This window comes from Streptomyces sp. UNOC14_S4, from assembly GCF_020740835.1.
Classification (GTDB): Bacteria; Actinomycetota; Actinomycetes; order Streptomycetales; family Streptomycetaceae; genus Streptomyces.
The window spans coordinates 1-20,383 of sequence record NZ_JAINFC010000077.1 but is presented as its reverse complement, the minus strand read 5'-3'; the positions used below and the strand labels follow the sequence as shown (position 1 = coordinate 20,383).

General features: G+C 72.6%; 13 protein-coding genes. 5 read left to right on the top strand and 8 right to left on the bottom strand.

The genetic code is table 11. The features are described 5' to 3' along the window. Both K6I34_RS10115 and K6I34_RS10110 read right to left on the bottom strand, forming a co-directional pair. Positions 1 to 505, bottom strand: a 505-nt coding sequence (locus K6I34_RS10115; RefSeq protein ID WP_229324418.1) for a hypothetical protein, incomplete at its 3' end; no start/stop codon positions are given. Between the two features lie 3 nt (positions 506 to 508). After that, positions 509 to 4,135 (bottom strand): hypothetical protein, encoded by a 3,627-nt coding sequence (locus K6I34_RS10110; protein ID WP_229324416.1) that lies wholly within the window; start codon positions 4,133 to 4,135, stop codon positions 509 to 511. A 329-nt stretch (positions 4,136 to 4,464) separates the two neighbouring features. On the opposite strand from K6I34_RS10110, the gene K6I34_RS10105 reads away from it, so the two are divergent. Continuing rightward, positions 4,465 to 4,914: a DUF6224 family protein gene (locus K6I34_RS10105; protein WP_229324414.1), complete on the top strand. Its 450-nt coding sequence runs from the start codon at positions 4,465 to 4,467 to the stop codon at positions 4,912 to 4,914. 33 nt (positions 4,915 to 4,947) lie between these two features. Here K6I34_RS10105 and K6I34_RS10100 read toward each other — a convergent pair whose 3' ends face one another. From K6I34_RS10100 to K6I34_RS10090, 3 genes are all read right to left on the bottom strand, one after another. Continuing rightward, complete coding sequence (locus K6I34_RS10100) at positions 4,948 to 6,054, bottom strand: Vms1/Ankzf1 family peptidyl-tRNA hydrolase (protein ID WP_229324413.1); 1,107 nt, start codon at positions 6,052 to 6,054, stop codon at positions 4,948 to 4,950. Between the two features lie 119 nt (positions 6,055 to 6,173). After that, the gene (locus tag K6I34_RS10095; protein ID WP_229324411.1) at positions 6,174 to 7,577 is read right to left on the bottom strand and encodes an NADP-dependent succinic semialdehyde dehydrogenase; all 1,404 of its coding nucleotides are present in this window, start codon (positions 7,575 to 7,577) and stop codon (positions 6,174 to 6,176) included. 118 nt (positions 7,578 to 7,695) lie between these two features. Further along, the gene (locus K6I34_RS10090; protein ID WP_229324409.1) at positions 7,696 to 9,024 is read right to left on the bottom strand and encodes an MFS transporter; all 1,329 of its coding nucleotides are present in this window, start codon (positions 9,022 to 9,024) and stop codon (positions 7,696 to 7,698) included. 442 nt (positions 9,025 to 9,466) lie between these two features. On the opposite strand from K6I34_RS10090, the gene K6I34_RS10085 reads away from it, so the two are divergent. Continuing rightward, positions 9,467 to 10,141 carry a DedA family protein gene (locus K6I34_RS10085; protein ID WP_229324422.1) on the top strand — a complete coding sequence of 225 codons (675 nt, stop codon included), beginning with the start codon at positions 9,467 to 9,469 and terminating at the stop codon, positions 10,139 to 10,141. 6 nt (positions 10,142 to 10,147) lie between these two features. Here K6I34_RS10085 and K6I34_RS10080 read toward each other — a convergent pair whose 3' ends face one another. Then, positions 10,148 to 12,826, bottom strand: coding sequence for a SpoIIE family protein phosphatase (locus K6I34_RS10080; RefSeq protein ID WP_374230870.1), 2,679 nt, complete (start codon positions 12,824 to 12,826; stop codon positions 10,148 to 10,150). 174 nt (positions 12,827 to 13,000) lie between these two features. Here K6I34_RS10080 and K6I34_RS10075 point away from each other — a divergent pair, with 174 nt between their 5' ends. From K6I34_RS10075 to K6I34_RS10065, 3 genes are all read left to right on the top strand, one after another. After that, a complete protein-coding gene (locus tag K6I34_RS10075) occupies positions 13,001 to 15,691 on the top strand; it encodes an ATP-binding protein (protein ID WP_229324407.1) in 2,691 nt (896 codons plus the stop codon). 62 nt (positions 15,692 to 15,753) lie between these two features. Continuing rightward, positions 15,754 to 17,442 carry a cytochrome c oxidase subunit I gene (gene ctaD, locus K6I34_RS10070; RefSeq protein WP_229324405.1) on the top strand — a complete coding sequence of 563 codons (1,689 nt, stop codon included), beginning with the start codon at positions 15,754 to 15,756 and terminating at the stop codon, positions 17,440 to 17,442. Further along, positions 17,439 to 17,828, top strand: coding sequence for a cytochrome c oxidase subunit 4 (locus K6I34_RS10065; RefSeq protein WP_229324403.1), 390 nt, complete (start codon positions 17,439 to 17,441; stop codon positions 17,826 to 17,828). Before ctaD ends, K6I34_RS10065 begins: the two co-directional genes overlap by 4 nt. An 18-nt stretch (positions 17,829 to 17,846) precedes the next feature. On the opposite strand, the gene K6I34_RS10060 is transcribed toward K6I34_RS10065, so the two are convergent. Then, a complete protein-coding gene (locus tag K6I34_RS10060) occupies positions 17,847 to 19,463 on the bottom strand; it encodes a cytochrome bc complex cytochrome b subunit (RefSeq protein ID WP_229324401.1) in 1,617 nt (538 codons plus the stop codon). A 107-nt stretch (positions 19,464 to 19,570) separates the two neighbouring features. Further along, a partial coding sequence (locus tag K6I34_RS10055) for a YbdK family carboxylate-amine ligase (protein ID WP_229324399.1) occupies positions 19,571 to 20,383 on the bottom strand: 813 nt, incomplete at its 5' end.

Here is a 20,383-nt window from a genome sequence, read left to right as displayed (position 1 = left end):
GGTCGGGGAGGTCCCAGCTGGGCGGCGGCGGGGGGCCTTCGCCGAGGGCCTGGCCGCTGCTGCCGCCGGGAAAGGCGCGGCTGCGGGCGGTGCCGGTCGCGGCGACCTGGTAGAGGTTGCCGATCTGCCCGTGGACGGCCTTGCTGGGGAAGGAGCGGAGCGTGGGTGGCGTGCCCTGGGCGAACAGGGTCGGCTGTGCGGTGGGGTCCTTGACCTTGGTATCGGACCGGAAGAGTGCCGTCCACAGGTCGCTGCTGGGCGGCGGATAGCGGTCGGTGCGGACCTTGGCGGGCACGGCGGTGCCCGTGGTGGTGGCGTCCGGGGCGAACATCACCTGCAGCGACCCGACATACGTGCCGAGGGTCCTCGGCCAGTCGAGGAAGCCCCCGAAGTCCTTGAGGGTGGTGCCGCCGGTGAGGCGGGGGCTGACCAGGACGGTCAGCTGGAGTCTGCCGTCGGTGGCCACTCCGTCGGGCAGGACGGTCCACCGGATCGTCTCGGGCATGGTTCAGCTCACCTCCGCGAACGCGGTGCAGTATTCGTCGACGGGGACCCGTTGTTCGCCGGTGACGGGGTCGGGGTACGGCGCCATCATCTCGGCGAAGGTGGGCGGCCGTACGGGCTGTGGCGCGTCGGGCAGCGCCGCGAAGGTGGTGGGCCCGGAGCCCACGAACCGCTTCTCGCACTCGATGGTGACCGACTGGGACCAGAAGCCGATGTGGATGCTGATGCTGATCCTGGCCCGGCCGAAGACGGTGCCGGTGCCCTGGTCCCAGGTGAGTTCGAGGCAGATCTCGATGGAGGCGGAGACGATGCCGAGGACGTCGACCTCGCCGCGGGCGCGGAAGTAGCCGGTGAGCCGGGACTCGCCGGTGTCGATCTCCAGGCGGTAGTAGATGCCCGCCATGACCGACAGGCTGCCGCTGGCGACGCCGAAGTTCATGGACAGGGCGGCGCCGAACTCCAGCGCCGCTTCGAGCACGGCGATCCGCCGGGGGGTGAGGGTGATGCCGAAGAAGCCCCCGCCGCCGAGGAGGGAGACGGTGAGCCGGAAGGGCGCCTGCCGGGTGCAGAAGGAGAAGCGCGCCTCCATGGACCGGCCGACGAACGGCAGGTCGAGGGAGGCGTCGAGGCGGAGGTTCTCCAGGCTGAACACGCCGATCGCGAGGTTGGGCAGCGGCAGCCCGTACGTGGCGGTGATGCCGCTGGGCGTGACCTGGATGCCGGGCGGGTCGCTGAAGCCGTCGAGGGGGATGAGCTGCCGCAGGGTCTCCACGAACGAGAGCGGGCCGATGAAGTGGACGCCCTTGAAGCCGACGTCGACGTCGAGCTTCTTGCCCGCCCGCGCGGTGAGGCGGATGCGGTCGAAGTCGAGTTCCAGGGCCCGGAAGACGCCGGGGACGAGGAAGAGCTTGAACTTCTCCAGGGTGCAGGTGACATCGGCGCCGGAGGCGATGTCGGGGCGGAGCGAGCCGCGGAGGTCGACGACGACGGAGAGGCTCCCGTCGGGGTCGGGCACGAAGACGGGACCGGACAGACCGGGCGGTGTCCAGGACTGGATCTGCGGACGCCACTCGAAGCGGGCGTTGACGGTCTCGGGGAGTTTCGCGGCCTTGGCGGCCTGTTCCACGGCCTGCCGCAGGGACAGCACCTGGCCCGCGGCGTTGGTCCAGGTGGCGGCCTGCTGCTGGACGCGGGCGAGGAGGGCGCGCAGGCCCGGGTCCGCGTTCGCGGGCAGGAGGCCCACGAGGTTGTTCAGGGCGGTGGAGAACGCGTTGAAGGCGTTGTCGACGTCCTGCATGGTGAGGGGTCCGGGCGGGTCCCCCGGTTTGCGGCCGAGCTCCTGGGCGAGGAAGTCGCCGACGGTCTTGACGAAGGCCTGCGCGGTGTCGGCGACCTGCTGCGCGGCGCCGGGCAGTTGGCCGGTCCTGCTGAGGATCTGGTCGCGGATCCTGCGGAGGTCGGCGAGGAAGCCGGTGACCGCGTTGACGGTCTCGGTGAAGAACTGGGGGACCTTGAGGGGCTCGTCGACACCGGCGGCCTTGATGATGTCGGCGAGGGGGACGATGCCGAGGAGGTTGGCGCCGAGCAGCTTGAGGGCGTCGGAGGGGTGGAAGAACTCGTCCGGCTTGAACTGGCCGTCGGCGAACCGCTGGAGGGCGTCGGCTCCGATGCCGGAGACGGGCCCGGTCCTGCGGGAGAGCCCCGCGACGTCGAAGCTGGGGGCGACCAGCCCGCCCGACCGGTCGCTGTTGTTGTTGAAATTCATGGTGAGCGTGTTGCTCTTGTCGGTGAGCAGGCTCAGGAAGACCTCGCCCGTGTTGGGCCTGCGCCCGGCCAGCTGCTGGAAGGCGGATTCGGCGTAACGGTCGGCGTAGGCGACGGGGACGGTGGCGGCCCGGCCCGCGAGCTGGGTGACCGCGGGCAGGCTGACGTTCGCCCAGCGGAGCTGAGGGAGGAAGGGGGCGTCGGCGAGGTCCGGGTTCGGCGCGACGAGCCCGGGCGGCGCGGCCATGCCCCAGATCAGGTGGGCGACGTCGAGGCGGGTGTCGTCGGGCTTGGCACTGGGTGCGAACGCCACGGACTGGCCGAACAGTTCGGCACTCACCTCGGCCCGGGGGGCGACCTCTCCAGGGGCCAGGAATTGCCGGGAGTCCAGGCTGTTGTAGCCGCTCACGACGCCGTTGAGCGCGGTGCCGGGGGTGGCGAGGGTGTCGTAGACGAACTGCATCGGGGTGCGGAACTCGACGGTCCTGCCGTCGTGGTCGACCGCGGTGACCTTGAACCGGAAGGGGTTCTCCGCGGGGGTGATCGCGAAGAACGCCTCATTGTCCTTGGTGCCGATGAGATCGGGGGTCACCAGGGTGTCGATGTGCACACTGGTGAAGGGGAAGAGGGCGTTGGTCAGGACGCCGCTCTTGCCGTCGGGGCCCCCGGGGAGGGCGAGGTTCGGGTTGTAGGTGCGCAGCGGCTGACGGATGACGATGAACTTGCGCTGGAAGAGGTAGGCGGCGCGCGGGTCGTCGAATTTGCGCTCGGTGATCTGCACGAACAGGGCGCGGTGGCCGAAGGGCGCGAGGAAGCCCGCCTTCACGATGCGGACATAGTGATCACGCCCGAGGGCCGCGCGGTGCCGCCACTGGGTGAGCGGATTGCGCACGGGGCGGTTGCGCCACTCGCCCGAGCTGTCGAGCCAGCCGCCCAGGGCCGACAGCATGAGCTTGTCGACGTCGATCGGCAGCGGGGTGTAGGGCTGCCCCGCGGGGTCGGTGAGGCCCGCCCCGGAGGTGAGGTCGACGATCCAGGAGCGGTCCTGGCCGTCCATCGGCTGGGGGAAGACGGAGGGGGCGCCCGGGTCGGCGGCCCGTTCACGGTTCCAGACGGCGCGCGCGGTGGTGCCGGTGGACCGGGTGTGCCAGAGCTCGACGCGGTCTCCGGGCGCGGGGTCGGCGAGGGTGCCGCGGTGGTTCCAGCGCGCCTTCTGCGACGGGGAGAGGTAGAGCCGGTAGGGCAGTTCGATGCCGGTGAAGGGGTGGGCGGGGTCGGCGAGCGGGTCCTGCGGACCGCCGGTGACGCCCTCGGCCACCGCTTCCCCGGGTCCTGTTCCCGTCACGCTCGCCCCGGCGGCCTCGGCCACGGCGAGGGCGGCCTCGGGCCCGAAGCGCGCGCCGAGTTCGGCGGTGACGCGCAGCAGGCGTACGAGGGAGGTGGCCCATGCGGTGAGGTCACCGTCGGGCGGGCCGGGCGGCCGGACGGCCACGGCGTGGGGGGTGTCCGGCTCGCGGGCGGCGTCGACGACGCGGAGCGGCAGCCGCCCCATCGCGTCGAGCAGCCCGGCCTCGTCGTAGCCGACGACGTCCTGCGGCCCGACCTCGAAGACGAGGACGCTTCTGCCGCTGATGAGGGATTCGACGGGCAAGTCCCTTGATTCCTCCGGGTGGTTCAGTACATCGAAAGCGTGCTCCACCACATGCTGCGGACCGAAGGTGACGACGAGCAGGGCGTCCTGCCCGGGATCGGCGCGGACGAGCCGTCTGGGGCCCAGTCCGCCCTGGAACTTCAGTCCGGGGAAAGCGAAGGTGAGGTCCAACAGGTCGGTGCCACGCAGGATACGGATCGGTGCAGGTGTACTCATGACGCCCCCGCGTATGTGCGATTCACGGCGCCCGGGAAGTCGAATTCCCGTTCCGGGCCGACGGCCCCGGACCGGGCCCGGGTGAACCACTGTCCCCCTACCCCGCACGGCCCACAGGCAATTGAGCCAAATGGGTAATAGGAATCCGTTTGAGGGATGTGTTCCCGCCCGGTGCGCGACACGCCTCCCGTTGTACGGGGAACCGATTACCGTACCGCGCCGCCACCGGCTGTTCCAGCGCCCTGCGGGAGCGTCCGCGGCCCTGCCAGACTGGGCGTGCTGCGACGACGGAAGCCACGGTGAGCAGGACGGGCAGGAGTTGGTAATCAGTGAGCGACAGGCCGAAGAAGCGCCCCTACACCAAGGAAGAAGTGCTCCACGGCGTGGCACTCATCCAGGCCCACCTCGCGGAGGACATGGACGCCATCGCCGCTCTCCAGGGCTGGGAGGAGGACGAGCAGTCGGCGCGGGAGACGGCCCGGGCCATGTTCGCCCTGGCGCACATCATTGTTTATGGCGCCGTCATCCCTCAGATGTGGGTCATCAAGAAGGACTTCCCGTACGGGCACACCGGCAATGTGCCGGAACTCGCCCTCGCACTCCTTTTCGTCCAGCGCATCGAACAACGGGTGGAACTCGCCCATGTCCATCCCGTCGTGGGCGCCTTGTCCGCGGGCGATGTCATGGGGCTGATCGTGGAGTGCCTGGGGACGAAAATGGACGAGGTCCCCGCATTCCTGGACAGCGTGCGCGAACAGACGCTGCGCATCATGGCCTGACGGCGGCCGGTGCGGCCGCGGCCGGTCCGGCCTTCAGCCGAACCGGCAGATGCCGCCCGTGCCCTGCGCGGGCGCGCCGGGGGTGCCGGGGTCGAGGACGCGGACGTCGGCCCCGGTGAGCAGGGCGGAGCGGACCGCGACATCGGCCAGGGGGCCGCGTACGAGCGGGCCGCCGCCGTTGGGCACGAAGTCCTCGCGGCGTTCGTAGACGTCGGTGGGCGCGGGCCCGAACCAGGCCGTGCGGGTGTCCGCCGGGTCGTCGGTGACGGCCAGGGTGGCGACGCGGCCCGCGGCCAGCGCGCCGAGGGTGTCGCTCACGCCCTCCACGGCGTGGCCGCCGGGGGCGCGCTCCTCGTCCAGGAGGCGCAGCAGCCCGGCGGTGTCGGCACCGGCGGCCGTGCAGGCCTCGTCCGCCGCCACCTGGACGGCGCGGCCCCCGTCCTTCCCGCGGCTGCCGCCGGTCTGCTCCAGGGTGACGTCGCGCCGTACCCAGGCCGGGAGGTGCTTGACCAGGTACTGCCGGGCGCGGACGTCGCCCACCAGGAGCAGGTGCCGGGCCCCGGTCTCGCCGAGCGCCTGGCCCACGGCCTCGGCGACCGCGCCCGCGTTGTGCTCCCAGGAGTCCTCGGCCCGGTGCTGGAAGCGCATCTGGGGCAGGCCGGAGCTCCGGCGGATCTCGTCGTCCGGACCGGTGACGGTGCGCTGTACGGGCTCGGTGTCCCCGTCCCCGTAGAGCAGGAGGTCGGCCCCGGAGCGGTCCACGACGACGACCACGCGGGCGGGGTGGTCCTGGCGCCACTCCATCAGCGGCAGCAGGTGCGGGAGGGAGCCGGAGACCGCGAGGTCGCCCCGCTGCTCGTCGGGGAGCTCGACGACGTGCCGGACCCGGCCCTCGGCGGTGAACGCGGCCAGGGTGCCGGTGCCCGACAGCCGGTCGATCACCTCGGAGGTGAGCGCGTCCAGGGTGGCCCGGGGCACGCCCTCGTCCGCCAGCCGCTCGGTCAGCCCACGCCAGCGGGCCTGGGTCGCCTGGGTCAGCTGGGGGCGCGGTTCACGGTCGAAGTACACCGACAGGAAGGGGCCCGGTGCGGTGAGCAGGTCGCGCAGGGTGCCGGCGTCGGTCTCTGTGGCAGTGGTCATGAGGGTTCTCCTCGGTACGGGACTGCGCGCTTCCGCCTCCCCCTTCCAGGTGACCAGATGTGGCGGGATCGTGCCATCCGTGGGAGAGCCCCCGGCGGGCCCGGACCGGGCGGGGCTCGTCACTCGTCGGGGTCGGCCCCGTGCCACACCGTGGTGACGTTGCAGAACTCGCGGATGCCGTGGCCCGACAGCTCGCGGCCGTAGCCGGAGCGCTTGACGCCGCCGAAGGGCAGGGCCGGGTGCGAGGCGGTCATGCCGTTGAAGAAGACACCACCGGCCTCGATGTCGCGGACGAAGCGGTCCTGCTCGGCCGGGTCGCGGGTCCAGACGTTGGAGCTGAGGCCGAAGGGCGTGTCGTTGGCGAGCTCCACGGCCTCGTCGAGGCCGCTCACCCGGTAGAGCGTGGCGACGGGGCCGAAGGCCTCCTCGCGGTGGATGCGCATCTCGGGGGTGATCCAGGCGAGGACCGTCGGCTCGTAGAACCAGCCGCGGGCCAGCTCCGCGGGCCGTCCGCCGCCGCACAGCACGGCCGCGCCGAGGCGCACCGCGTCGTCGACGAGTTCCTCCAGGTCGGCGCGGCCCTGCTCGCTGGCGAGCGGCCCCACGTCGGTGGTGTCGGCCATGGGGTCACCGACGGTCAGCGCGGCCATCCGGGCGGTGAACCGCTCGGCGAAGGCGTCGTAGACGTCCGCGTGCACGATGAAGCGCTTGGCGGCGATGCAGGACTGGCCGTTGTTCTGCACGCGGGCGGTCACGGCGGTCCGTACGGCCCGGTCGAGGTCGGCCGACGGGAACACGACGTACGGGTCGCTGCCGCCCAGTTCCAGGACGGTCTTCTTGATCTCGTCCCCGGCGATCGCGGCGACGGAGCGGCCCGCCGGCTCGCTGCCGGTGAGGGTCGCGGCGGCCACGCGGGGGTCGCGGAGGATGCCCTCGACGGCGCGGGAGCCGACGAGGAGGGTCTGGAAACAGCCTTCCGGGTAGCCCGCGCGGCCGAAGAGGTCCTCCAGGTAGAGGGCGGTCTGGGGCACGTTGGAGGCGTGCTTGAGCAGGCCCACGTTGCCCGCCATCAGGGCGGGGGCGGCGAAACGGATCACCTGCCAGAGCGGGAAGTTCCAGGGCATCACGGCCAGGACGGCGCCCAGGGGGCGGTAGTGGACGCGGGCGCGGGCGGCGCCGGAGTCCTTGACCTCGGTGTCGTTCGGCTCCTCGTCGGCGAGCAGGATCTCGGCGTGCCCGGCATACCAGCGCATGGCCTTCACGCACTTGGCCGCCTCGGCGCGGGCGGCGGCCAGCGGCTTGCCCATCTCGGTGGTCATGGTGCGGGCGATCGCCTCCTGGTCCTCCTCCAGGAGGTCGGCGGCGCGGCTCATCAGGCGGGCCCGTTCGGGCAGGTCGGTGGTGCGGTACCGGCGGAAGGCCGCGGCCGCGGCGGCCAGGCGCCGCTCGATGCCGTCGGCGCCGAGCTCCTCGAACGTCCTGAGCGTCTCACCTGTCGCGGGGTTCACCGTGGCGATGGGCACGGGGTGTCCTCCTCATGCTCGGTGCCTCGACTCGTGCTCGATGCCTCGACCTTGCAGGGGACCGCCGGGGTGCGCAAGACGTGCCCCGCGCCGTCCCCGTGTCGGGCGTGTTCCCGCGTCAGCGGGGCGGCTGCTCACGTACGCCGTCGGGGGCGGGTGCCGGACCGGGCAGCAGCCGGGCCGGGCCGGAGGCGATCGGCGCCGGGGTCACGACGGGGCCGCGCGGCAGCACCCGGGCACGGTACAGCCAGCCCATGGCCACGGCCGAGGCCATCCCGAAGGCCAGGCAGCACAGCCACGGCAGCCAGGGTCTGCGGCTGCACTCGGCGAGGTCCATCGTCCAGCCGACCACGGCGTTGCCGCCGACCGCCGCCGTTCCCGAGAGCATGTAGAAGAGCCCGAAGTAGGTGCCGGTGAGCCGTTCGCGGCCGAAGCGGGGGATGGCCTCCATGGCCGCCGGGTAGGCGATCATGCCTCCCGCGTAGAGGATCAGCGCCCCGGTGATCATGACGGCGAGGCGGGGAATGCCCTCCCCGGGGCCGGTGGGCCGGGCGGCGGTGCAGATCAGCAGGGGCGGTACGAAGCCGATCCCTATCAGGGCGATCCCCGCGCTCAGCCAGCGGGCGCCGCCCCCGTGCCGCTCCAGGCTCCGGGTGATCGGGAGCTGGAGGAACAGGTGGGCGACGGCCCCGGAGGCCAGCAGCAGGCCCGCGCCGCCCTCCCAGCCGGAGGCCGTCCGCGCGCCCTCCGGCAGCAGGACGAAGAGCTGGTTCTCCATGGTGACCATCCCGGTGGTGGCGAGCGTGAAGCACAGGAAGCGGCGGTTCCCGAGCGCCTCGCGCCAGTCCGCCAGGACGGTCTCGGAGGCGGGGGTCACCGCGGAGGCGGGCAGGGTGAGCGCCTGGGCGACGGTGAGGAGGGTGAAGAAGGCGGACACGGCGAGCGCGCAGACCCTCAGGTCCACGAGGAACAGCAGGCTGCCCAGCAGCAGCCCGATCAGCCACCCGCTGGTGGCGAAGACGTTGAGCAGCGCGAACGCCTCCGGCTGCCGGTCCCCCATCTCCTGGGCGACATAGGTGCGTACGGCGGGGTAGAAGAGCGCTCCCGCGAGGCTGCTGCACACGGAGGCGGCCACGAGGAACGGCAGCGAGTTCCCGAAGGCGAGCAGGGCGAAGCCCGCGGTGCGCAGCACACAGCCTGCGACGATGACCGTACGGGCGCCGAGCCGGTCGGCCGCGGTCCCCCCGGCCACGAACAGGCCCTGCTGGCTGAGGTTCCGTACGCCGAGCACCAGTCCGACGAGCGCGGCCGACATGCCCAGATTCTGCTCCAGGTATTGGGCGAGAAAGGGGATCAGAACACAGAATCCAATGTCGACGCCAAACTGATTGATGAATAGCAAGCGCAATGCGATAGGGAATTCCCGGACCGCCCGAAACATACTCATGCGCGCCCCTGTAACGGCCCGAGTGAGGGGGCGTCAGCACCGGGCAGGCGCTGGACGTCCCAGAAGGCGATGGCAGTGCACACCATGAGGGGACGGCGGTCGGGGCATCGTCCCGGTTCTCCGGCTCTGCTGCCGATGGATACTCCGACGGACACTTTAGCAAAGCAGTTGTCCGGCCGACAGGCTTGCTCGGAGTTATTCGCCGACGCCGGGTGCTCGGTGAATTCAGGGAATTGCGCCCCGTTTTTGTCTTCGAGAGCTGGAACTGCCGTACCGCCGAACCGGTATCCGCACGGGCCGGTCCCCCGGGAACGGGGGCCGCCGCGCACCGGATCGTCTACAGTCTCGACCGCACCGCTCCCCCTCGGCCGTGGAGGCATCGGTTCACGTGCTCGCTCACCCCGACCCCGCCGTCGGCCTGGCCGCCGATCCGGCCGCCGCCCTGGCCGTCGGCCCCCTCGCTGTCAACGTGCTCGACGCGTCCTCCCTCCTGTCGGCCTTCGGGGCGCTCGGCGTCGCCGTCGTCCTCTTCGCGGAGACCGGGCTGCTGATCGGTTTCTTCCTGCCCGGCGACTCCCTGCTGTTCACCGCGGGCCTCTTGGCGAGGCCGGGAGCGCACACCGGGCCGCATCTGGACCTGGCGCAGGTGCTCGCCGCCGCCGTGGTCGGGGCGCTGGCCGGGGCGCAGTGCGGCTATGTGCTGGGGCGGCGCGGCGGGCGGGCGCTGCTGGAGCGATCGGGCAGCAAACGGCTGCACGAAGGGGCGGCGCGGGCCGAGGAGTTGCTCGGCCGGTACGGGCACGCCCGTGCGATCGTGCTGGCGCGTTTCGTCCCGGTGGTCCGCACGGTCCTCAATCCGCTCGCCGGGGCGCTGGGGGTCGCGCCGCGCACCTTCGCGGTCTGGCAGGCGGCCGGTGGGCTGGTGTGGACGGTGGGTCTGGTGCTGGCCGGGTGCGCCCTGGGATCGGCGGTGCCGAACGTCGACCGCTACCTGCTGCCGCTCGTCGCGCTCGTCGTGCTGCTGTCCCTGCTGCCGCTGGGCCTGGAGCTGCTGCGCGCCCGCCGCGCGAACGGGCCCGCGAACGAATCCGCGGACGGGTCCGTCCGCGAACCATAGCGCCGGTCAAGCGAGCGGCTGTTCGGCCCAGATGACCTTCCCCCCGGCCGTGTAGCGGGTGCCCCAGCGGTCGGCGAGCTGCGCGACGAGGAACAGGCCGCGGCCGCCCTCGTCCTCGGCGGCCGCGTAGCGCAGGTGCGGCGAGGTGCTGCTGGCGTCGGAGACCTCGCAGATCAGGACGCGGTCGCGGAGCAGCCGGACGCGGATGGGCCCGGCCGCGTGCCGGATGGCGTTGGTGATCAGCTCGCTGAGGATCAGCTCTGTGGTGAACACCGCCTCGACCAGGCCCCATTCCGTCAGCTGCCGGGTGACGTCGGCGCGGGCGGCGGCCACGGCCGAGGGGTCGGAGGGCACTCCCCACTCGGCGATCCGGTCGCGCTCCAGGATGTGGGTGCGGGCGACGAGCAGGGCGATGTCGTCGCTCTGCCGCGCGGGCAGCAGGGCGTCGAGCACCGCGTCGCAGGTCTCCTGCGGGTCGCGGCCGGGGACGGCCAGGGTGCGGCCCAGGATCTCCAGGCCGACGTCGATGTCCCGGGTGCGCTCCTCGACCAGGCCGTCGGTGTAGAGGACCAGGCTGCTGCCCTCGACCAGGGTCAGCTCGACCGTCTCGAAGGGCAGGCCGCCCAGCCCCAGCGGCGGTCCGGCGGGGAGGTCGGGGAACTCCACGGCGCCGTCGGGGCGGACGACCGCGGGCACGGGGTGACCCGCGCGGGCCATGCTGCAGATACCGGACACCGGGTCGTAGATGGCGTACAGACAGGTGGCGCCCGCCACCGCGGGCTCGTCCTCGACCGTGGCCGCCTCCTGGTCGATGCGGCCGACCAGCTCGTCGAGGTGGCCGAGTACCTCGTCGGGCGGCACGTCGAGGGAGGAGAAGTTCTGCACGGCGGTGCGGAGACGGCCCATGGTCGCGGCCGCGTGCAGACCGTGGCCGACGACGTCGCCCACGACCAGGGCGACGCGCGCGCCGGGCAGCGGGATGATGTCGAACCAGTCGCCGCCCACCCCGGCCTGCGCGGGCAGATAGCGGTAGGCGAGGTCGAGGGCGGTCAGCTCGGGCACGCCGCGCGGCAGGAGGCTGTGCTGGAGCGTCACGGCCATGGTGTGCTCGCGGGTGAAGCGGCGCGCGTTGTCGATGCACACGGCGGCGCGGGCGGCGAGCTCCACCGCGAGGGACAGGTCGTCCTCCTCGAAGGGCTCGCTGTCGCGCGTGCGCCAGAAGTTGGCGATGCCCATGAGGACCCCGCGGGCCTTCAGCGGCACGGTGATCATGGAGCGGAAGCCGTACTCCAGCATCTCCTGGGTGCGTGCCGGGTCCTGGGTGCGCCAGCCCGTGTCGATCCGCAGGTCGGGGACGAGCACGGGCTGCCCGCTGACGAAGCCCGTGGCCTGCGGGGTGGCCGCGGCGAACCGGTGCAGTTCGCCCGCCCGGTAGAGGGGGTGGTCGTCCGTGACCCCGTTGAGGGCCACGCGGCGCAGCTCCGGTGCCGCGCCGCCGGCGGGCCGCGGCTCGTCGCCGTGCAGGACCTGTTCGGCGAGGTCGACGGTGGCGTAGTCGGTGAAGCGGGGTGCGGCCACCTGGGTGAGTTCCTCGGCGGTGCGCCGGACGTCGAGGCTCGTGCCGATGGCCACGCTCGCCTCGTACAGCAGCCGCAGCCGGCCGCGGGCGACCTCCGCCCTGCCCGCGAGGGCCTGCAGGTCGGTGGTGTCACGGAGCGTGGCGACGCTGCCGGGCGGGCCGCCGCGGCGGTCGGTGGGCCGGTTGTTCACGGCCAGGAGCCGGTCGCCGACGGGGACCACCTCGTCGGTGGCGGTGCGCCGGGAGGCGAGGAGTTCGGCCATCCGGGGGTCGAGGCCGAGCTCGGTGACGTGGCGTCCCTCGGCATCCGGGGCGAGGTCGAGGAGTCTGCGGGCCTCGTCGTTGGCGAGCATGACGCGGCCGTCGCCGCCGACGATGAGGACGCCCTCGCGCACGGCGTGCAGGACCGCGTCGTGGTGTTCGTACATCCGGGTCATCTCGGTGGGCCCGAGGCCATGGGTCTGGCGCCGCAGCCGCCGGGAGACCAGGGCCGTGCCCAGTGTCGCCAGGGCGAGCGCGAGGGCGCCGACGCCGAGGACGACGGGCAGCTGGCGGTCGAAGGCGCTGCTCACGCGGCTGACCTTGACCCCGGACGACACGAGGCCCACGACCGTGCCGTGGGAGTCCTCGACCGGGACCACGACCTGCTCCTCCTGCCCCAGCGGGCCGTGCACGCTCTCGAAGCTGGTCCGGCCCTGCTGGGCGGGCCCGATGTCACCGACGAAGCGCTGGCCGATCAGCTCCGGCTTGGGGTGCGTGTAGCGGATGCCGTCCGTGTTCATGACGACGATGAAGTCCACCCCGCCCTCCTCGCGGGCGGCCTCGGTCAGCGGCTGGAGCACCTTGCTCGGGTCCGGGCCGCGCAACGTGGCCACCAGGCCGGGACCGTGGGCGAAGGCCTCGGCGGCGGCGAGGGACCGCCCGCGCGCGCCCTGGAACCGGTCGCTGCGCGCCTGGACGAGCAGGGTCGTCACGGCGGCGACGACGAGCAGCAGCACGATCAGCACCTGGAGCACGAACATCTGCCCGGCGACGCTGCGGGTGCTGGCCGCCGACCGCAGTCGCCGCGCCGACAGCATCCGCGAGCGGCCCCGGGTTCGGGCCATACCCCATGTCTACCGTGCCGCCTTGCGCGGCGCGAACGATAGCCCGCGCGCCACCCGGGGCGTCCGGGGGTCAGAAACGCGTCAACGTCGGCCCGCCGGAGCGCCGCCACGCCCCCGCGCCACGACGATGAGCAGTACGGATGTAATGCGAACTTATGTGCAGAGGAGTGGTCGATGGTGCAGGACAGCCTTCCGTCCGACGCGCCGGGCCCGCGTCCCGGCAGGCTCAAGGTCTATCTGGGCGCGGCCCCCGGGGTGGGCAAGACGTACCGGATGCTGGACGAGGGGCGGCGCCGGGCCCGGCGGGGCACCGACGTGGTGGTGGCGTTCGCGGAGTGCCACCAGCGGCCGTGCACCGAGGCGAAGCTGGAGGGTCTGGAGACCGTGCCGCGCGCCTCGTACACCTACCGCGGCACGGCCGGCACCGAGCTCGACCTCGACGCGGTGCTGGCCCGACGGCCCGCGGTGGCGCTGGTGGACGAGATGGCGCACACCAACGTTCCGGGGGCGCGCAACGTCAAGCGCTGGCAGGACATCGAGGAGCTGCTGGCCGCGGGCATCGATGTCGTGACGGCCGTCAACATCCAGCACCTGGAGTCCCTCAACGACGTCGTGCAGAAGATCACCGGTGTGCCGCAGCGCGAGACGGTGCCGGACGAGGTGGTGCGCCGCGCCGACCAGATCGAGCTGGTGGACATGCCGTCCGAGGCGCTGCGCCGCCGTATGGCGCACGGCAACATCTACGCGCCGGAGAAGATCGACGCGGCGCTGTCGCACTACTTCCGGATCGGCAACCTCACCGCGCTGCGCGAGCTGGCCCTGCTGTGGGTCGCCGGGCACGTGGACGAGACGCTGCAGCGCTACCGCGCCGAGCACGGGATAGGCGGCGTCTGGGAGACACGTGAGCGCGTGGTCGTGGCGCTCACGGGCGGCCCGGAGGGCGAGACGCTCATCCGCCGTGCGGCCCGGATCACGGCCCGGTCCTCCGGGGACCTGCTCGCCCTCCACGTCACGCGCAGCGACGGCCTCGCGGGCGCCTCGCCCGCGGCGCTGGCCGGGCAGCGGCGGCTCGTGGAGAGCCTGGGCGGTACGTACCACACGGTCGTCGGCGACCATGTGCCCTCCGCCCTGCTGGAGTTCGCGCGCGCCGAGAACGCCACGCAGCTCGTGGTCGGCGTCAGCCGCCGCGGCAGGCTGCCGCGCTTCACGCGCGGCGTGGGCGAGACGACGGTCGCGCTGTCGGGGGACATCGACGTCCACATGGTCACGCACGAGCGCGCGGGGAAGGGCCGCACGCCACGGACCCCGCGCGGGGAGCTGCCGTTCGCGCGGCGGATCGGCGGGCCGGTCTCCGGGCTGCTGGTGCCCGCGCTGCTCACGCTGCTGCTGTGGGGCTGCTCGGATCCGCTGGCCCTCAACCTGACCAGCGAGACGCTGCTGTTCCTGCTGGCCGTCGTCGGCGTGGCCTGCATCGGCGGGGTGCTGTCGGCGCTGCTCGCCTCCTTCTCGGCCTCCCTGCTGCTCAACTACTACTTCGTGCCGCCGACCGACGAGTTCACCATCGACGAGGCCAACAACGTCCTCGCCCTAGGGGTGTTCGCGGTGGTCGCTGTCACGGTGGCGCTCGTCGTGGACCGGTCGCTGGGGCTCGGCCGCAGCGCGGCGAGCGCGACCGCCGAGGCGGAGACCCTCTCCTCGCTGGCGGGCGGCATCCTGCGGGGCGAGCACGACGTGCCGGTCCTGCTGGAGCGCACGCGCGAGACGTTCGGGATGGACTCCGCCGAGCTGCGCCCGCGCGGCCACGAGCCGGTCCGGGCCGCGGAGCGGGACGACGCGCGGGGGGACACACAGGAGGACATCCGAGAGGACACACGGGAGGACACACGGGAGGACATCCGCGCGGAGCTCACCGTGCCCATAGGGGCGGACAGCGAACTGGTGCTGCGCGGCCGGGCCCTGTCCGCCTCGGACCGCCGGGTGCTGGCCGCCTTCGCCGCGCATCTGACGGCCGCGGTCGAACACGCCCGGCTCGCCGAGGCCGTGGCCGAGGTCGAGCCGGTCAAGGCGGCCGACCGGATGCGCACCGCCCTGCTCGCCGCCGTCAGCCACGACCTGCGCACCCCGCTCGCGGGCAGCTGGGCCGCCATCAGCTCCCTGCGCAGCCGGGAGGTCGAGTTCTCCGAGGACGACCGGGAGGAGCTGCTCGCCACGGCCGAGGAGTCCCTCGTCAAGCTCAACCGGCTGGTGGACAACCTCCTGGACATGAGCCGCATCCACGCGGGCGCGATCGCCCTCGACCTCCAGCCCACCGCGGTCGGCGGAGTGCTGGCCCTGGCCCTGGACACCCTGCCCGAGCCCCCGCGGGTGCCGGTCACGGCCCAGGACCTCGACGACGCGCCGCCCGTGCTCGCCGACCCCCCGCTGCTGGAACGCGTGCTCGCCAACCTCGTGGCCAACGCGAGCAGGCACTCGCCGCCGGACCGCCCGGTCACCGTCGCGGCCAGCGTCCTCGGCGCCCGCGTCGAGCTGCGGGTCATCGACCGGGGCCCGGGGATCAGCCCGGCGAACCGGGAGCGGGCCTTCGCGCCCTTCCAGCGGCTGGGCGACACGGACAACACCACCGGCCTCGGGCTGGGGCTCGCCATCTCCCGGGGGCTGACCGAGGCCATGGGCGGCACGCTCACCCCCGAGGACACCCCGGGCGGCGGCCTCACCATGGTGATCTCGCTGCCCGCCGCGGACCGCGGCGCCGACGGCGACAGCGACAGCGGCAGCGGCAGCGGCAGCGGCAGCGGCAGCGGCAGCGGCAGCGGCAGCGGCAGCGACGACAGGCCGGGGAGAGCCCCGGAACCCCGCTTGGCGTAGCGGGGGTTTGCTCTCCGCCGGGCGGGGCTACCGCACTCTCGACACCCGCCCACGGAGAGCCCATGCCACAGCTGGACGAGCAGCAAGCGCCCCCCTCCGACACTCCGCGCGTCCGGCTGGGCGGCAGGCTCCTCGGCTGGGTCACCACCACCGACCACAAGGTCATCGGGAACATGTACCTGGTGACGGCCTTCTGCTTCTTCCTGGCCGCGGGCCTGATGGCCATGCTGATGCGCGCGGAGCTCGCCCGGCCCGGACTGCAGTTCTTCTCCACGTCGCAGTACAACCAGCTCGTGACGATGCACGGCACGCTGATGATGCTGCTGTTCGCCACGCCGATGTTCGCGGGCTTCGCCAACGCCGTCATGCCGCTGCAGATCGGCGCCCCCGACGTGGCCTTCCCGCGGCTCAACGCCCTGTCGTACTGGCTGTTCCTCTTCGGCGGGCTGATCGTGGTCTCCGGGCTCGTCGTGCCGGGCGGGGCGGCGCCGTTCGGCTGGTTCGCGTACGCGCCGCTGAACAGCGCGGTCTACTCGCCGGGGGCGGGCGGCGACCTGTGGGCCATGGGGCTCGTGGTCGCCGGGCTGAGCACGGTGCTGGGCTCGGTGAACTTCATCGCGACGATCCTGTGCCTGCGGGCGCCCGGCCTGACGATGTTCCGGATGCCGGTGTTCACCTGGAACATCCTCTTCACCTCGGTCCTGGCGCTGCTCGCCTTCCCGGTGCTCACCGCGGCCCTGCTGGTGCTGGAGGCGGACCGGAAGTTCGGGGCGCGGGTCTTCGACGCGGCGTACGGGGGCGCGGTGCTCTGGCAGCACCTCTTCTGGTTCTTCGGGCACCCGGAGGTCTACATCGTGGCGCTGCCGTTCTTCGGGGTGATCACCGAGATCATCCCGGTGTTCAGCCGGAAGCCGCTGTTCGGCTACACGGGCATGGTGGGCGCGACCATCGCCATCACCATGCTGTCGGCGTCGGTGTGGGCGCACCACATGTTCGCCACCGGGGCCGTGCTGCTGCCGTTCTTCTCCCTGCTGTCGTTCCTGATCGCCGTGCCGACGGGGGTGAAGTTCTTCAACTGGATCGGCACCATGTGGCGCGGCTCGCTGTCCTTCGAGACGCCGATGCTGTGGGCGGTGGGCTTCCTGGTGACGTTCCTGCTCGGCGGGCTCAGCGGGGTCCTCATCGCCTCGCCCCCGATCGACTTCCACGTCACCGACAGCTACTTCATCGTGGCGCACCTGCACTACGTGCTGTTCGGGACCGTCGTCTTCGCGATGTTCGGCGGCTTCTACTTCTGGTGGCCCAAGTGGACCGGGCGGATGCTCGACGAGCGGCTGGGCCGTATCCACTTCTTCACACTGTTCGCGGGCTTCCAGATCACCTTCCTGGTGCAGCACTGGCTGGGCGAGTCCGGGATGCCGCGGCGCTACGCCGACTACCTCGCCGCCGACGGCTTCACCGCCCTCAACACCGTCTCGTCCCTCGGCGCGTTCCTGCTGGGCGTCTCCACGCTGCCGTTCCTGTACAACGTGTGGCGCACCGCCCGCTACGCGCCGAAGGTGACCGTCGACGACCCGTGGGGCTTCGGGCGCTCGCTGGAGTGGGCCACCAGCTGCCCGCCGCCGCGCCACAACTTCGTGTCCCTGCCCCGCGTACGGTCCGACTCCCCCGCGTTCGACCTGCACCACCCGGAGGCCGCGGAGACGACCGGGGCCTCCCGGGCCCTGCCGCACGAGAGGACGGACGGGTGAAGACCGAGGCGTATCTCTTCGCCGGGGTGGCGGGCTTCTTCCTCGTGGCCGGGGCCTGCTACACCTGGCTGTCGGACCGCGAGCCCGCGGGCACGGCGGCACTGGTGGTCTCGTTCCTCATGGCCTCGCTCGTCGCCTTCTTCTGCGCCGTGAACCACCGCCGCCGCGGGGAGCGGCCGGAGGACAGGAAGGACGGCGAGATCGCCGACCGTGCCGGGCGGCTCGGTTTCTTCCCGCCGCGCAGCTACTACCCGCCGCTGACCGGGTTCGGCGCCGCCCTGAGCGCGCTGGGCATCGTCTTCGGCCTGTGGCTGTTCATCATCGGCTTCGGCGTCCTGTGGGGCGGCGTCTTCGGGCTGGCCTTCCAGCACGTCCAGCGCGACTGACCGGCCCCTGGGGGCGCGTCACTCCCCCGGCCCGTCGGGCGCCGCCGTACGCTCCTCGATCTGCCGCCGCTGCTCCGGCGTCACCGGCAGCTCGACGCGGTCGCGGTAGTACCAGCGGCTCAGGACGGCCCGCAGGCGCCGCCGCCAGGACGCCGGCCCGTCGGGCGCGGGCAGCGGCAGGGGGACGTCGCGCACCAGTACCCGGTAGCCCTCCCGCGCGGACACCGGCACGTGGCCCTCGCCCATCCCGCCGGCCGGGTCCTGTTCCACCTCCCCGCTCTCCTCACCCTCCGTCAGCACCAGCCGGTCGTGGGCCTGGAGCGCCAGGCAGACGCGCTTGGTCACCAGGAAGGCCAGCACCGGGCCGAGGACGACGCCGGCCCGGTAGATCCAGGTGAGGGCGTTGACCGAGACCCGGAAGGAGTAGGCGGCGATGTCGTTGCCGCCCGCCGCGAGCAGCACGGCGTAGAACACGATGCCCGCCGCCCCGAGCGCCGTACGGGTGGGCCGGTTGCGGGGCCGGTCACTGAAGTGGTGCTCCGCCCGGTCCGCCGTCACCCACCTCTCCAGGAACGGGTACAGGTACAGGCCGGTGAACAGCACACCTGGCAGGACCACCGCGGGGATCAGGACGTTCCACATGAAGGTGTGGCCCCACAGCACCGTCTCCCACGGCGGCATGACGCGCAGCGCGCCCTCCAGGAAACCCACGTACCAGTCCGGCTGCGCGCCCGTGGCGACCTGGTCGGGGCGGTAGGGCCCGTAGTCCCAGACCGGGTTGATCTGGGCGAGCGCGCCGAGCGCGGCCAGCGCCCCGAAGATCATCAGGAACAGGCCGCCCGACTTGGCGGTGAACTGCGGGAACATCGGCACGCCCACGGCGTTGCGGTTGGTCCGGCCCCGCTCCGCCCAGTGCGTGTGCTTCAGATAGACGACCAGCAGCAGGTGCACGCCGAGCAGGGCGATCAGCAGGCCGGGCACGAACAGCACGTGCACGATGTACAGCCGCGGGATGAGCACGTGCCCGGGGTACGGGCCGCGCCAGACGAAGGAGCTCAGGTACGTGCCCACGACCGGGATGGACATCACGATCGTGTTGGCCGTGCGCAGCCCCGTGCCGGAGAGCAGGTCGTCGGGGAGCGAGTAGCCGCAGAAACCCTCGAACAGGGCGAGGAGGAACAGTGTCAGCCCCACCAGCCAGTTGGCCTCGCGCGGCCTGCGGAACGCGCCGGTGAGGAAGACCCGCATCATGTGCACCGCGGCCGCGGCGACGAAGACCAGCGCCGCCCAGTGGTGCACCTGCCGCATGAGCAGCCCGCCCCGGACGTCGAAGCTCAGCCCGAGCGTCGAGAGGTACGCCTGCGACATGGGCAGGCCGCGCAGCGGCGCGTAGGTGCCGTCGTAGACGGTCCGCGTCATGCCGGGGTCGAAGAACAGCGTGAGGTACGTGCCCGTGAGCAGCAGCACCACGAAGCTGTAGAGGGCGAGCTCGCCGAGCAGGTACGACCAGTGGTCCGGGAAGGCCTTCCGCAGCAGCGCGCGGGCCGCCTCGGCGACCGGCAGCCGCCGGTCCAGCGCCGTGAACCCGGTCTCGGCGGCAGCGCCGAGGTCCACTCTCCGCCTCCGGAACGGCATGTGACGGCTCCCCAGTCGATCGGTACGCCCGATGGGTAACCGGCGGGAGCGGCGCTCAACCGGCCCGACCGGGGATTAGGCAGAACAGGCCAGCACCTGGCGCGACGTCAGTCGACGGCCGAGACCAGGTCCGTCCAGGCCTCCAGGCCGCCCGCGCGCAGAGCCCGCCGCTGGCGTTCCGCCGGGGCTCCCCGCCTGAGGAAGTCCTGTAGCAGCCGCGTCACTTCCTCTACGTCCCCCGTCTCCGCCAGCCCCGGCGCCACGTGGTCGAGCAGCGCCCGCACGATGTCGGCGGCGGGCCGGTGCCGCCCGCCCTCCGTGTCGAGGAGTTCGCCGCGGAGCCCGTACCGGGCGGCGTGCCAGGTCGCCGCGTGCAGCAGCTCCGGCGCGATCTCCGGCTCGGGCCGCCCCGACCGGTCGTCGAGGACGGCGGTGGCCACCAGCCCCCGCACCAGGCCCGCGAACAGCGTCGCGTCGTCCACGGTGAGCTGCACGTCCAGGCAGCGCACCTCAACCGTGGGGTAGCGCTCGGAGAGGCGGGCCTGCCAGTAGAGCTGGCCGGAGTCCAGGATCGCGCGGGCAGCCAGCAGGCTGCCGACGCGGCGCTCGTAGTCGGCCCGGCCGTCGAAGCGCGGGGGCGGCCCGCCGACGGGCCAGCGGCCGAAGACGACGGTGCGCCAGCTCGCGTAGCCGGTGTCGCGTCCCCACCACAGGGGTGAGTTGCCGCCCATCGCGACGAGCGCGGGCAGCCAGCGGCGGATGCGGTTGAGCACGGCGACGCCCGTGTCGCGGTCGGGGACGCCGACGTGCACGTGCATGCCGTTGACGAGGTTCTCGTCGGCCAGCCGGGCGCCGAGCTCGGCCACGGCGGCGTAGCGCGGCCCCTCGGTGATCGCGGGCGGGGCGGCGCAGGCGAGGGG